The sequence below is a fragment of the Microscilla marina ATCC 23134 genome (assembly GCF_000169175.1).
Classification (GTDB): domain Bacteria; phylum Bacteroidota; class Bacteroidia; order Cytophagales; family Microscillaceae; genus Microscilla; species Microscilla marina.
Genome location: NZ_AAWS01000033.1, coordinates 26,453 through 41,955, shown reverse-complemented (window position 1 = coordinate 41,955; position 15,503 = coordinate 26,453). Strand labels below are relative to the sequence as shown.

Annotated in this window: 10 protein-coding genes; 9 read left to right on the top strand and 1 reads right to left on the bottom strand. The window is 42.7% G+C overall.

Annotation, left to right across the window (positions count from 1 at the left end):
- The first annotated feature begins 251 nt into the window (after window positions 1–251).
- The 8 genes from M23134_RS24835 (at window position 252) to M23134_RS24800 (ending at window position 12,682) form a co-directional block, all read left to right on the top strand.
- On the top strand, window positions 252–2,096 hold the full coding sequence (locus M23134_RS24835; RefSeq protein ID WP_002700783.1) for a hypothetical protein: 1,845 nt from the start codon (window positions 252–254) through the stop codon (window positions 2,094–2,096).
- A gap of 321 nt (window positions 2,097–2,417) precedes the next feature.
- Window positions 2,418–4,787 (top strand): tetratricopeptide repeat protein, encoded by a 2,370-nt coding sequence (locus M23134_RS24830; protein ID WP_002700780.1) that lies wholly within the window; start codon window positions 2,418–2,420, stop codon window positions 4,785–4,787.
- A 615-nt stretch (window positions 4,788–5,402) separates the two neighbouring features.
- The gene (locus tag M23134_RS38850) at window positions 5,403–7,460 is read left to right on the top strand and encodes an ATP-binding protein (protein ID WP_002700777.1); all 2,058 of its coding nucleotides are present in this window, start codon (window positions 5,403–5,405) and stop codon (window positions 7,458–7,460) included.
- Window positions 7,461–7,666: 206 nt separating this feature from the next.
- The gene (locus M23134_RS24820) at window positions 7,667–8,260 is read left to right on the top strand and encodes a DUF4291 domain-containing protein (RefSeq protein WP_002700775.1); all 594 of its coding nucleotides are present in this window, start codon (window positions 7,667–7,669) and stop codon (window positions 8,258–8,260) included.
- Between the two features lie 17 nt (window positions 8,261–8,277).
- Window positions 8,278–8,904: a TetR/AcrR family transcriptional regulator gene (locus tag M23134_RS24815; protein WP_232296833.1), complete on the top strand. Its 627-nt coding sequence runs from the start codon at window positions 8,278–8,280 to the stop codon at window positions 8,902–8,904.
- 150 nt (window positions 8,905–9,054) lie between these two features.
- Complete coding sequence (locus tag M23134_RS40605) at window positions 9,055–11,073, top strand: aldo/keto reductase (RefSeq protein WP_002700771.1); 2,019 nt, start codon at window positions 9,055–9,057, stop codon at window positions 11,071–11,073.
- 129 nt (window positions 11,074–11,202) lie between these two features.
- Window positions 11,203–12,219: a pirin family protein gene (locus M23134_RS24805; protein WP_045114277.1), complete on the top strand. Its 1,017-nt coding sequence runs from the start codon at window positions 11,203–11,205 to the stop codon at window positions 12,217–12,219.
- Between the two features lie 91 nt (window positions 12,220–12,310).
- Complete coding sequence (locus M23134_RS24800; RefSeq protein ID WP_002700767.1) at window positions 12,311–12,682, top strand: VOC family protein; 372 nt, start codon at window positions 12,311–12,313, stop codon at window positions 12,680–12,682.
- Between the two features lie 443 nt (window positions 12,683–13,125).
- On the opposite strand, the gene fmt is transcribed toward M23134_RS24800, so the two are convergent.
- Window positions 13,126–14,052 (bottom strand): methionyl-tRNA formyltransferase, encoded by a 927-nt coding sequence (gene fmt / locus M23134_RS24795; RefSeq protein WP_002700766.1) that lies wholly within the window; start codon window positions 14,050–14,052, stop codon window positions 13,126–13,128.
- A gap of 373 nt (window positions 14,053–14,425) precedes the next feature.
- Here fmt and M23134_RS24790 point away from each other — a divergent pair, with 373 nt between their 5' ends.
- Window positions 14,426–15,367: a hypothetical protein gene (locus tag M23134_RS24790; protein WP_002700749.1), complete on the top strand. Its 942-nt coding sequence runs from the start codon at window positions 14,426–14,428 to the stop codon at window positions 15,365–15,367.
- Window positions 15,368–15,503 lie beyond the last annotated feature (136 nt).

Genomic DNA, 15,503 nt, shown 5'->3' with positions numbered 1-15,503 from the left:
AAGCTAACGGCACGCGAAGAACAAGCTGAGAATTGAGCAAAACACTCGAATTGAAAAAAACATATGATGATGCCATTCAGTTTACAAAAACTACAGACGACGACTAAACTGCCCAAGCACGATGCCAATGCCCGCAAAACTAAGCGAATAGATGTACAGAAGATGCTTTCATAAAACACAACAAGCCAATGCCGATGCTTTGACTTGCTCAACAAACCAGGCAAAAAAATCTGGAAACCACCAAAGAACAATTGAACAAACAAGAGGCTATAGTAAAACAAGAAACCCAAAAAGGAGCAGCATACGCCAAGGCTGCCCAGGTGATAAAAAAAGGCATAGCTTTGCGCAAAAAACTGGATAAACTACACATAGAACGCAACCAACTGCTAGACCTGGTACAAGGCACCGAAAAGCGAATACAGAAATTGCGTTTAGAACTTCTGCGCAAACGAGGGGGCAAGGCAAGCCTGGAGCGCGAAATACACGAACTCACCGCTACCAAAAACCAGCAACAGGCGCTGGTAGTGCAAAAAGACCTCGATATAGCCCATATCGAGCAAGCACTTGCCAAGTTTGCCAAAGAAGAGAATGCTTATACTTTAAACATTAAAAAAACAATTGATGCGAATGACCTGCAAGACGAAGCCAAAGTGGTGCAAATGCTACAGCAAAATGTAGCTCCCAAAGACTTGGAACAACTGAAACGGTTTATAGAGGTACAAGCAAAACAAGTACAATCGCAGAAAGACCAAGGATTACACGCCGACCAACAATTCAAAATCAAAGAAAAAGAGGCAAAGGATTTAATCGAAATAAAAATTCCCTTAGCAAAAGAGCAAGAGTTGCTCAACAAACAACTTGCCCAACTACAAAGCAATAAGCCACTTCCGAAAGGAAAAAGAGGGCAGAAAAAAAAGACTAAAGGAGGACAAAACAGAAAAGATCAAAGCAAAAAAGATAGAAGAAAAAATATTAATAAAAGGTTGAAAGAACTGGAACCAGAGCTTGCTACTGTACAAAACAAGTTGGATGCAGCAATCAATGCCCAAAATGGTTTGAAGGCAAAAAAGATAGAAGCAACTGCCAAACATACCCAAGAGGAGGCAAAGCTGAAGGTATACCAGGAGTTTTATAAGTTACAAAAAAACATAGCTGCGGGTAAACAAAACATCGCCAATACTCGACAAGAGTTTCACCGTTTAAAAGGAGAGTTGAGTGCTGCCAGTCGGGAGCTCAAACAAACAGATGCTGCCATTACTCACTACAGGGCACCCATTAAACAGTCTCTCAACGAACAAGTAACCAAGCTGAATGAATTAGAACAATTGGCTAAGAAAGAATACGACGGATTCTATAGGTCGTATGGACGAGTAAAAAAAGCCCACACCCAAGCCCAACAACATTATGATATGCTACAGCGGGTAAGCAAAGAAGAGTACGCCCTGTCGGTAGCTGAAGCAAAGCGAGCCAAAAAAATAGTTAACCTGATCGATGTATTGATTACTTCAGGCAAGGCAATTTTAAAACAATCGGCAGGCATCAACCCGCCAGTGTTTAAAGCTTGGTGGAAGGTAAACAAAATTCTAAGAAAACTTCTCAACCCCAGCAAAGGCAAGGCAGTAAAAGACCTGACCCAACAGGAAGCTTATGCCATTGCCGAGCAAAAAAAACTGGAGAACTTTCTGAAAAATTATGTAAGCAACTCTGACACATTGCCCAACGACGAAGCCAGCTTGTGGCAACTTTTGTTTAAAGTGCTGGAGGGTACGGGCAAAAGCCATTATACAGGCAACAAGTGGAGCGACTTGCTCGATGCTTTGGTAAGCATAAAAAAAGAAAATGCAAGCATACAAGTTTTACAAACCAATATTGCCCAACTAAATGCCAAAATTAGTGCCTTCCCCGTTATTTCATTGTCTGGAGAATTGTCGTTGAGCGAAGCCGAACTGCTTGATAAGATGGATGATATAATTGCCGAAAACGAAAAAAACAAAACAAGTAAGGCAAGTAAAAAACAGAAGCAAACGCTTAGCCCCAAGGAAATACAAGAAATTATGGATTTTATGAATAAAAACGCGAAACCAAAAGAAAATTAGTACGCTATTTTTTCACCACCAAAACTGTACTTTCAGCTTTTATACTAGGATTAAAGTGATTACCTGCGGTGAGCTCGTCACAGCAAGCTGCTGTAGATTCGGTTCACAAGTAATCAAACCTTTATATCACGTTGATTTTCAGTAATTTACAAAAAACGTGGTTAAAAATAGCAAGCGACAAGTTCCGTTTTTAAAATCCTGAAAAGCACAAACACTTGACTTGCAAGGTCTTCTTTTTTATAATCTATGACTTAAATTATTTATTCAAAGTGGACAGTTATATTTGTGCCAAGGCTTTTGTCTGGGACAAAATGTATTTTTATGATTAAATATTTATACTTGATTGCATTTTTGATATTTTATATGACAGATACTACCTGCGCCCAACGCCATGATGTGTGGACATATACCTTGAACTGGGCAGAAAACCATAGCGTAGGCAAAGACCGCCACCTTGCCCTGCGTTGCCTTGAGCACATACTGGCACACGATTCTACTGTAGCAAAGGCACATTACCTTAAGGCAAACATTATAAGAAAGTGGGGTTGGCGTATTCAAGCCCTCCAACACTACAGCGCCGCCCTCCGCCACCAACCCAAGCTGGCAAAGGATGAACTTTTTATGAACAAAAAATATGTGCTCGAACTACACCTAAAAAAACATGAGGAAGGGCATCATACCATAGACCTGTTGCGCACCCACTATCCCCTCAAAGTGAGCTACTACCATAGCAAAGCCTTGCTCTATTGGCATCAAGGTGCTTATGATCAAGCCATTGCCTTGTATGACCAAGCCATTGTCATTGCCCCCCAAGAAGGAAGCCTTTACCTACAACGAGGAGACACATACCAGCGGAAAGGAAACGACACCCCTGAAAAAAACTTGGATGCCAAAGAAAAAGCCTACCGAACCGCCCTGAAAGACTACCAAACCGCCTTGACCAAAAACCTGGAAGCCACAGATATAACCACATGCAAAGAAGCGATTAAATATTGTCAGTATGAGCTGAACCAGGTGCTGACACACAAACAAAAACAAACCCAATGGGCAACAAAAATAGCCCCCTGGACCGCGCGCATCAAGGCTGACCCCAACAACTACCAAGCCTATTGGGAACGTGCCCACCATTACGAACAAGCGGAACGCTACCAGGAGGCAAAGCAAGATTTTGTAAAAGCCCTGGAAAACCCTGCCATTAAACCTGAGATACGACACTATTTGCTCGACAAAAAAGCTTCGTGCGAACGGCATTTGAAGCAATACGACCAGGCAATTGCTACGATAAACCAGACCATTGCCTTAGGCAAAAACCCTGATGGTGCCTTGTTTAGCCGCCATTATATTTACTATTACGCGGGCGACTATGCCCGCTCGCTTGCCGATATTGATAGTTTGTTGGCAAAATACCCAAAAGATGGTATTTATTGGGGAGCCCAAGGCGAGGTACTCTTTAAGCTAGAACGCTATGCCGACGCCTGGCAAGCCTACAAAAAGGCAATGGAGATAGGAGGGCTCAAGGCATATACCGACGAAAACGTAGCCGCCTGCAAACTTGCTCTGGGGCTGACCGACAACCGCAAAGCATTGATGGATACCCTCAAGGGTTATTACTGGAGCTATGAACTGGACAAGGGACTTGCCTTTGCCGATACCTTGTTGGCAAAGTACCCTCAAGACGCTGAGATATATTTTTATAAGGGGCAAATGTACAAGCAATATGACAAGTACCCAGAGGCAATTGCTGCCTACCAAAAGGCGCTCGAACTACAACCTAACTACGCCCAAAATGAAAAGTTTGTAAATAACCAGGCTACCATGTACGAGTACTCTGGGCAACTTAAGCAAGCCATTGCTGGCTATGAGGCAGCAGCAAAGCTCAACTTTAAGGATGCAGGCGAATACCACAGTCAAATTGCCGAACTATACATAAAATTAAAAGACTTTGCCCAGGCAGAGCTTCATTTTGGGCTTGCTATTAACTTTAGTCGCCAAGACGATGATCGGGCAGATGCCTATTGGGATCGAGGAGTGTATTACCGCGACGAGAAACATTTTTATCAACAAGCTAAACTTGACTTCGTACAATCGCTAAAAATACGCCCCAACTGGGCAGACGAAGATCTTGCTGAAGTAAACCAAATACTTGCCCACCTCGACACAGCTGAAGCAATCACTGAACAACTTAAGAACAAAAACTTACCCAACCGTGCCGAGTTGCTCGCGAAGCGTGCCGTGGGCTATTACCATAGCCGACAAAATAAAAAAGCATTGCAAGACTTTGAGGCGGCAGGTAAACTTAAACCTTCTATTGCCGAAGACATAGATTGGGGTTTTTATTGGGGGGAGTTGGCGTATTTGCTCAAAAAATATGACCGTTCCATTGAAGTTTTCAACAAAAATCGCCAAAAACATCCCAAAAACGAAGATGTACTCTCTTACTTAGGGCAGGCATACCTTGACAATGGCAACTATCAGGAGGTAGTTGAAGTATTTGATTTTTTTGAAAAAAACTGCGCCCGGTTGCTGGAGTATGCAGAAATATATGCCTATAGGGGCAAAGCCAAGCTTGCCTTGAAAGATTATGCCGGGGCACTCAAAGATTTTGAGCGTTACTTGTTGTACGACCCTTACCTGGAGTCTTATGTGGCTAAAGAAATGAAGATTTGTAAAGAGAAGTTGGGGAAGGGTTAGTCGATAGTATTCAGTCGATGGTCAATAGTAGATAGTCCAATGCTGTTTCTTTAACAAAGCTTTTAGCTTTTGCCTGTCGCAGATGGCTCACGCGGCTGTTTTTTTAATGCTAAGTCCTTAAGGAAACAGTATTGGTCGATAGCTTCTACAGCCTCAAGTCCTTAGATGCCGATGCATATCGGTGCTTTTAGGGGCAAGTCCTTAGATACCGATGTATATCGGTGCTTCAAGTTTGAGGCTGCTCTACAAGCAACTTACCGATTTTATAGGACGTTGATTTTTAGCGGTTTATAAAATCGGCAGATGGAAGTCCACAGTCGACAGGGCTGATGCTGGGCTTTGCCCCAACCATCAAACCATACAGGAAGCTAGAGTACTAGTGCACTGGGGATTAAATAAATACGCTATTTATTCGAGGGTATTTTGTTTGCTGACGCACTTCAAAAAGTGCGCATAGCCAAAGCTACGCAAACTTTTTTAAGTAAAGTCCGCGAGCTAAAGACTCCGAATAATGTGATAGGAATTTAGTTTCTAGTGCACTAGCACCAAAAAATTATCAAGATATTAGCCGAAAGGCGCAAAAATGAAACTTAAAAAAACTTAACTAATACATCAATGAAACTACTCCACCACCAGGCAGTACTTAACGAAATGAGTTGGCTGGACAGCGTCATCAGGCACCGGATCAATGAATTAAATGATGAAAACAAAGCTGTATCAATTGCTGATATAGCGCCTGTACCCATACATAGCCAAGACACTCACTATCAACAGTTTGTTCATACACAAGCGTTTGACGTTCCTGAACGGCTGTTGCTGGCGTTGGGCATTGCCCGAAGCACGTTTCCGCAGGTGTTTAAACCTTTGGTAAAGGTGTATAAAAATGTAGACAAACAATATGAGTTTGGGGGTATTCTTGAGGCAGGCTCTAACCGTTTCATCCCTACTTTGCGTACTTTGTTTTTCTTGTTGTCGGGCAGCGATTTGCAAGACCAGTTTTATCACCACCTCAGCTTTACCCACCAACATGTGTTGTTTGAACACAATATAATGAAAATAGAAGCTGACGGACGCAAGGAACGCGCTTTTGACGAAGATTTGCTCTATCAGGCAATCAAACTCACCGATGCCCACCTCAAATATTTTTTGGGTGACCCTGCCCCTACCCTGGACAGTGATCTTGATTTTCCGGCAACTTTGCTCCAAACCAACAAGACCTTTGACGACCTGGTGTTGCCCGATAAAATCATCAAACAGCTACATGGTCCGATGAACTATATTCGCAATTATGAGAAATTGATGCAAAAAGAAGATACTGGGGGTAAGATTAAACCAGGTTATGTGATACTGCTTTATGGCAAGCCTGGTACGGGTAAAACTATGACGGCTTCGGTCATGGGCAATTACCTGGGCATAGAGGTATATTACCTCAATCTGTCGCGGGTAGTGTCTAAATACATAGGCGAAACCGAGAAAAACCTGGAGAAGGTGTTTAACCGCCTTGAAAAAAAACTATGTATTTTGTTTGTCGACGAGGCAGACGCTTTGTTTGGCAAGCGTACCGAAGTAAAAGACAGTAAAGACCGTTATGCCAACCAAGAGGTGGCATATTTGCTACAGCGGGTAGAGCGGTTTTCAGGGGTGGTAATTTTGGCCACTAACCACGACGAAAATATGGACGAGGCTTTTACCCGACGTATACTCACCCATATTCATGTACCTTTGCCCGACACCAATGCCTGCCGTTTGTTATGGGAAAGAAGCATACCTGCCAGTTTTAAATATGAATACAAAGCATTGCCTCAGCAATTGGGCGATGAGTTTGCCTTGACGGGGGGAAACATTAGCAACATTATTAAACAGGCTTGCCTCAAAGCCGAAGATCTGGGCACGGATATACTCAGTTATGAAGACCACCTGAAGGAGTTTATAGAATATGAGTTCATCAAAGAAAGGCGTGATTTTAAACACATTGCTTTTGAAAAAATACCTGATATAGTGCCCGAAATATCGTCAGTGGTGGTGACCGACAATGCGCCACTTACTGCTGAGCAACAAAAACAACTTGAGTTTTGGCACTTGCATTTGCCCGATAGCTGGAGCTATGTACCCGATAAGCTACCTGAGTATTTTACGCGTTCTATGTCGCTCAGCGACGAAGAGATACATTTTGTAATTCGTATGGTGTGGGCAAGGCATGCTCAAGATATAGCCAAAACGTTTAATTTGTCTATGCTAAAGCCTGGCTTTAGGGCGATTATCAACGATAAGTACCCGCACGAAGCTACTGCCAATACTGCATGGGAACAGTTCAAGAAAGCCATTGAGACCTTGTTGGCTGGGCAATCTGCTGCGGCTCACCCGGAAGTTGCCCCAGAAAACACGCCCATCAAGACCGAACAAAACGAAGATATTTGGCTATCGGGGGCAGCTGCGGCTAAGCTCTGGCACCAACATTTGTTGCCTGGTTTTGAGTTTTCGCCCTCTAGTTTGCCCGAAAACATCAGCAAGTTTTATGAAGTCAAAGAACGCCACATCAAGGCTATTTTGATCAAAGCCTGTACTCAAGCCCGACAACAGGACTCTCATCAAATTGGCTATTCGTCGCACATAGACCCGCTGCTACAGGAGGCTTATTTAGAAGAAGGCAGGGATTTTAAGCCATTGGGGTAGGCTTACTTCCCTACAAGGGTTGGTTTTCAGAAGGAGCTTTGCTACAAAGGAATGATTCGTCATTTTCAGTAAAATTATAAGTAACAAGTACTGAGGCAGCATTAAACATATCTAATAAGTAGGTGTAACAGCTTTATGATGAGTGACCCTTACTTGTAGCTTATAGCTAATTACTTGCGGCTACTTAATTAAATAATTTTGTAACCATGAATAACACCCAGGAAATACGCGCCCAATACGATGCCGACACGATTACAGTATACCAGGCGTATGGTAAAGCAATTGCTCTGCCTGCTACCAAAGTCAACCAATTCGCTCCACCTTTTTCTTTTCAGCGCATGACTTGGATCAAACCCTCTTACTTATGGCTGATGGAACGCAGCAATTGGGCAACCAAACCTCAGCAAGAGTTTATTTTGGGCATTAAAATCAAACGAGCCTATTGGGAGTACGCTTTGTCGCTGGGGGTACTCACCCACCCCGACTTAGCTATTTATACCGACGGGCTCGATTGGGAACAGAAGTTTAGCCAGGCAAAAGTACACATACAATGGGACCCGGAAAGAACCTTGCGAGGTGCCAAACTTCAGGTACGCTCTATTCAAGTAGGCATTAGCCGACATTTAATTGAGCAATATAACAACGAGTGGATCGTAGCCATTGATGACTTGACTCCGCTTACCAGAAAAATAAGTCAGTTGAAAAAACAAGGCAAATACAAAGAAGCCAAACAGCTTTTGCCCAAGGAACAGGTATATGTTTTGCCTGACGAGTTACAAAAGCGAATTGGTGTTAGGTAGGTTCAAGATAATTACCAATGTACAGCAGTTCAACTGTAAACAATCGCCTGATTATACTTAACTTTGGGTCAGAACATTATGCTACTATACAACATATGATTAAAGATAAGCAAATGCCTTGGGTATTGGCAGGCTACCAATTATTTGCTCAAGCAGGTCCACAAGGTTTGAAAGTAGAAGTGATTGCCCGAAAGGTGCAAAAAAGTAAATCTTCGTTTTATCATCACTTTGCCGACCTTGAGGTATTTACCGAGTTTTTACTACATTATCATTTACACCAGGCAGCCTTGATTGCCGAACGGGAAAACCAGTGTAAAAATATAGAACCCGACCTGATTGAGGTATTGGTTGACGCCAAACAAGATTTGTTGTTTAACCGACAATTGAGGGTAAACCGCCAGGTGGAGGCATTCCGGCTATGTTTCGAAAAGTCAACCCAATATGTAACCGAAGCATTTTTGCGGGTGTGGGCGCTGGATTTAGGCATTGCACCCAAAGTGCCACTTGCGCAAAATATGCTGGACTTACTCATGGAAAATTTTTATTTACAAATTACCGCAGAAAACCTTACCCACGAGTGGTTGTCTGACTATTTTACCAAGATACGGGCTACCGTGAAAGATTTGATACAGTCTGCCAGCTAAAGCCTGAATATGATAGCCTCAAAAAAACTTTCCTACCTAAAATAACTTTCGCTTATTTAAGTGAACAAAGTGATGGTTTCGCATTAATTTTGTGGAGCACCCCTGTTGGTCTTTATCAATCACACAACAACTAACCAAATAGCTATTCTAATGTATAAAAATATACAAGCAGAGCAGAATACATCTTCTCAACAAGCAGACAACAATGTTGTACAAAGACAAGCAGATAGCCCTTACACTACCCAACAAGGGCAACAAGAAACTGTTCAAGCAAAGCAACGCCCCATACAACGTAAAGGACAAAAAGAAACCATTCAAGCAAAGCAGCAGCCTGTGCAACGCCAAGAAAACAATACCGGTTTGCCCGATAACCTCAAGTCGGGCATTGAAAACCTTTCGGGGCAGTCGATGAATGATGTAAAAGTACACCGCAACTCTGACAAACCTACCCAACTTCAAGCCAAGGCGTATGCCCAAGGCACCGATATACACCTTGCCCCCGGACAAGAACAACACCTTCCCCACGAAGCCTGGCACGTAGTACAACAAAAACAAGGACGGGTACAGCCTACTATGCAAATGAAGGGCAATGTAAACATCAACGACAACCCTGGGCTGGAGCGCGAAGCAGATGTAATGGGTGACAAGGCTTTGCAAATGAAGAAAGATGATTCTATGCAAACCGTGCTTCAGTCTACCCAAAATAGCACACAAACCTCCCCTATTCAAAGAGTAGAAGCTGAAAAAGCAGTAACAGGGCTCACTCATTTAGTAAAAATGGTTGATAAAACTATCTTTGATGGCAATCAACTAAACAAAGTTAAACGTGGCGATTATGTAGTGATTGAAACAGATAATGCCTATGACTCAAGACGCGGACCTAACCAGGAAACATACAGAGAGATAGATGAGGATGGTCCTCAACACTATGTTTGGTACCAGGTGGTGAAACTGAACGGAATAGAGATGGGACCTGATGTATATATCAGAGAAGATACATTTGTTAATTTACAACCCAGCGAAAAAGGAAAAGAAGCTGCCTGGCTAACTTTTGGGGTGGACGGAAAAGATTTAAAAGCATTAAAGTCAGCCGTAAAAACTGGATACAGAAGGTTTGACTGTGCAGAAGGTTATAACAATACACAAGAGCTTGCCAAAGCCCTTAAGCAAGAGGGAGTGCCAAGAAATGAAGTAGAAATTGTATATAAATTTGATCTTAATGCAAACGAAGACCAAAAGGCACTGAGTGAAAGGTTGATGCCAGTTATTGAAATGTTTGATGGAAGAATCGACGCCTTAATGGTGCACAATGCCACCAATGAGAAAAAACCAATGACTGATGCCTGGACATTAATGAACCAACTAAAAACAGCAGGTTTGGTAGGAAAGGTAGGCATGGGCAATATCAAAAGTGACCACGCCCACCTACTAAAAGAACTCAACGAAGAAGGGCACATAGATATAGTAGAAAACTCGGCAGGAAGTGTATTGGCAGATAAAGACTTACAAACCTTGATCAAAGACCTGGGGACAGACTTGGCTTATTACGATGTAATTGATTTAGTCAAGGAAATGGCCATTCCAGATATAGGGAATGATTATGATTATATGAAAGCTGGAATCGAATCTATGGTCAATAGGCTGCAAAACGTAAGTGACCATCAGGGATTTCAGAGCAACATGATTTTGAGTAGTGGTAATGCCCAGCGGCAACTAGATAACCTGACCAAATATGGAGATGGTAGCACAAGAACACAGGAAACAGAAAAAGAAGAGGATGTAGCAATGTATATAGACCACTGGGTAAACTCTAAAAATTATTGTGAAGAAAATAGCCCAGAAGTAATTCTGCCTCCAGCCATTAAAACGTTCCTTAACAACACGGACTTCAATCAATTGAGGGAGACTATTAAACAATCAGACCAAAGTATTTTAGACTATGTCACAGCCAATAACACCTTCGATTTAGAGCAGTTACGAGCAATCCAAGTTCCTTCACGTGTTGGGCTTAAAAAACGGTATGTAGGCTGGACACTAGATTATATCCTGGAAAGGTTATTAGGGGGGGTAACCTGTAATCATCAATCAGCCCAAGAACTAATAGCCACACTTAACTATACTGTAGAGGAGTGGGGTACAATGAAAGGCTTCTTAGGTGAAGTAGTCTAAAACAATTATGTTCATCCCTCAGATTGAATATAGCCTCCATTCTGAGGGATTTTTCACTCCTCCCCATTTTAAACTTACCTCGCCACAAATTTGTTATGATTGTTCAAACAAACAATTAAACGAGACAGTATGAACAACCCTATCAAAGAAATAGCCCCGTTGGGCTTTCCATGGCAAACCAGTGACCCTTTTCTGTTTTGTGTGCATCACGAAGATTTTTACCCCGCCGGAAACGAGCAAATGGGGCCTAAGGCATCGTTGGCAGGCAGAAACCTGGGCAACGACTTTACCATCAAAGAAGGGTTTAGAATGTATCATGGGCAAACCGTGCCTGGCTTTCCGGCACACCCCCACCGAGGTTTTGAAACAGTGACTATAGCCAAAACCGGGTTGGTAGATCATTCTGATTCGCTGGGAGCTGCCGGGCGCTTTGGCAATGGCGATGTGCAATGGATGACTGCTGGCAAAGGTGTACAACACTCCGAAATGTTTCCCTTGCTCAACCAAGAATCCAACAACCCTTTTGAACTGTTTCAGATATGGCTCAACTTGCCCAGTTACAAAAAAATGGCAAACCCACACTTTGCTATGCTATGGCACGAAGACATTCCTGTATACCAACATACTGACGCCCAAAACCTCCAGACCAAAGTAGATGTAATTGCAGGCAAAATTGGTGATACTCAAGCCCCGGCACCGGCTCCCGACTCTTGGGCAGCCGACCCCACCAACGAACTGGCCATCTGGACAATAAAAATGGATGCCAACGCGCAATGGCAATTACCCCTTGCTTCGACAGGCATCAACCGCCGTTTGTATTTTTATAAGGGCAACCAGTTGAAAGTAGCTGGAGAAAATGTTCCTCCATACCACTCGGCACAGGTGCAAGCCGACGCGGAGGTGTTGATTGAAAACGGAGATCAGGAGAGCTTTCTATTACTACTACAGGGCAAACCTATAGACGAGCCTGTAGTACAACACGGTCCTTTTGTAATGAATACTGCCCACGAAATTCAGAGCGCTATGCGTATGTTTCAGGCTACTCAGTTTGGCGGTTGGCCCTGGCCAGCCCACGACCACGTACACCCCCGCGAAAAAGGACGTTTTGCCCGATTTGCTGATGGTTCGGTGGTGGAGAAAGGATAATCAATCGAATAGGGCAGGAACTAGCTACTATTATTGTACTTGATTCATAATTATGCTTAATTACTTTTGAAGAATCAAAACAACATTAATTATGAAACTAGGCGCATTTTCTGTAAGTCTGAATGTCAAAGATATTCACGCATCTAAAGCCTTTTATGAAAAACTTGGCTTTAGCGTATTTGCGGGTGACATTGCTAAAAATTACCTCATTATGAAAAATGAAAAAACCTTGATTGGTTTATTTCAGGGAATGTTTGAGGGCAATATTTTAACTTTTAACCCAGGGTGGGACGATCACGCTCAAAAGACGGAGGTTTTTGACGATGTAAGGGCTATTCAACAACATCTCAAGAGCCAAGGGGTAGAGATGACCACCGAGGCCGACGAAAACACTACGGGTGCTGCCAGTGCGATGGTGACCGATCCTGACGGCAACATGATTTTGCTGGATCAGCACGTGTAACCTTGTTGGTTGAAACTCCCAATAAAAAGCAGTACTTTTGACTTGTTCGAGGTACTGTTTTTTTTTGTGTCCGATTGCCTAAATCTCCCCCATTTCAACGACTTATTCCGAAAAATTACCACTTATGCCGTAAAAACGACCACTTACGCCATGTTTTTGTGGTTTAATTTTCTTTCACTTAGCTTTGTATCACATTCAAGCTTAGTGCACCAGCACTATTCACTTTAACAGTACACTATACAAAAAATCAGTTACAGGGTTAATTAGGGTTAATGTACCCAAAATTCAAGCAATGCCTGGGCATTTGCCGAGGCATTACTTTTTAAAAAAAAGAAACTGCTAATGTAAGTAAAACAAAAAGCAGTGGCTGAAGTACATCAGTCCACTGCTTTTTTTATTTGGTTTAAAAATACTTGTTGTTGATAACTCCAGACTCAAAGCACTTAGTCCAGCTTATTGCCCGACAAAAACGACTTTACGTCCATGCGTTTTTTGCCTTCCAGCTTTAAATCTTCTACAGCTATAAAGCCATCTCCTGTTTTAAAATACAAATATTTTTTGTTATCAGTTACATACTCTCCGGGCTGCTTTGCCTCTACCCCTTCGGGCAGTTGGGGGGTGGCAAGACTGGTTTTATAAATTTTACAGTTTTTACCGCTGAGCATTGTCCACGCTGCAGGTATAGGCGCAAGCCCACGCACCAGGTTATGCACTTGCTCGCTGGTTTTGTTCCAGTCTATCTCACAGGTTTCCCTAAATATCTTGGGGGCAGGCGGGGTTTCTTTGCTTAGGTCTTGAGCTGTTTGCGGATACTTGCCTGCTTGAATTGCCCTGACTGTTTTGAGCACCAGACCACCGCCAATATTTTTAAGCTTTTCGTACATCGTGCCTATATTGTCTTCGGGCAAGATGGGTGCTTTTTCCTGAAAAATAATATTGCCAGTATCTATTTTTTGCTTCAAAAAGAAGGTGGTCACCCCTGTTTCTTTCTCACCGTTAATGATTGCCCAATTGATGGGGGCAGCTCCTCTGTAATCGGGCAACAAAGAGGCGTGCAGATTAAAAGTGCCTAAAGAAGGCATATTCCAAACGGCTTCGGGCAACATTCTAAAAGCTACCACAATTTGCAGGTCTGCCTGATAGCTTGCAAGTTCTTCTATAAACTCAGGAGCTTTGAGACGTTCGGGCTGTAGCACCGGAATGTTGTGCTCTAAGGCAAAATCTTTGACTGCCGAAGTCTTTATTTTATTGCCTCTTCCAGCGCGTTTGTCAGTAGCCGTTACTACTGCCACTACGTTGAACCCATTGTCTACCAAAACTTTCAGACTTGGTACAGCAAAGTCGGGTGTGCCAAGAAATATTATGCGCATATTTTGTATGTTGTTGAACTTGGTAATGATTTAAAAATGTACAACCATTGGATAATTTCGTGCAAATTAAATCAAATTCTTGATATTACTTGTACATTTTAGTTATTTTGAGTATTCAAAGTAAAGAACACATTCGCAATGACTGCTAGGTTTTGATGCAAGCTTCACGCTTGGCTTGTGCTCTACTTGCCAACAACTAAACCAAGCCCAAATTGAGGGTGCGCTCTTTGGTATTATATTATAAGTTTTTACCACCACCCAACACCCACTTTTTTCAATCTTTTCTGCCTGTACGAACATCAAACCACCAGTATACCTGGGGTACGCCTGCTGGCTAATCGTATATCTTTGCAGTGTTGGGAAGTTCATAAATATGGAATTAAAAGATACACAAGTATTGGACAAGCAAAGCGTTTTAGCGCTTTTCGACAAACAACCTGATTTTTTGGTGCACCTAATAGCCAACCAATACCCTATCAATGGCGATTTGTTGTACACCTACCAAAACCAATGGGATTGGCACTTTTTGAGCGAAAACAAAGACCTCAATTGGTCGATGGTGATGCTTGACCAATACCGCAACAAATGGGATTGGGGGCTGAGCATGAACTCTGGTTTTCCTTGGTCGCTGGAGTTGCTCGAAAAGTACGAAAATGGTTGGGACTGGGGTTTTTTAAGCCTCAATGCTGGTTTGCCCTGGAACGAGGCTTTGCTCGATAAATACGCCAACCGCTGGGATTGGGCTTTTTTGAGCATGAACAGTGGCTTGCCCTGGAGCGAAGAGTTTTTGCTTAAGCACGAAGATAAATGGGATTGGGTAAACCTGAGCATGAATAGTGGGCTCCCCTGGAGTCTGGTTTTTTTTGAAAAATATTTGCCTCGCTGGGACTGGGACTACCTAAGCACCAATGTAGGCTTGCCCTGGGACGAAGATTTTTTTGAGACTTATATAGACCACTGGAACTGGCGCAAGATTAGCAATAACCGTGGGGTGCCCTGGAACAAACTCTTCTTTAAGCAATACTTTGGCAAATGGGACTGGCAGAAACTGAGCGAAAACCCTGGCTTGCATTGGTCTGAGCAAATGTTTGAGGCTTATATTGAAAAATGGCACTGGAGCAAACTCAGCGAAAACCCTGGCTTGCCCTGGAGTTGGGAGTTTTTGATGAAATATGAAAAAAAATGGAGTTGGAACGACCTGAAGACCAACACTGGGGTTTACCAACACATTTTTGAAAACACCCTCAACGATGACCTGGTACACGAAATAATGGCAAAGTATAAGGCGCTTACTTATTCGGTAGATGATTGGTAAGTTAGGCATTAGGTTTTAGCAACAAGCTTCAAGTGTTGTTTCACGCCCTTTTTAACACTAAAAAAGCTTTTTACTTGCACTTCAATGGCACAGGTAAAAAGCTTTTATATGTTTGACTACAGGTAACGACAAATAT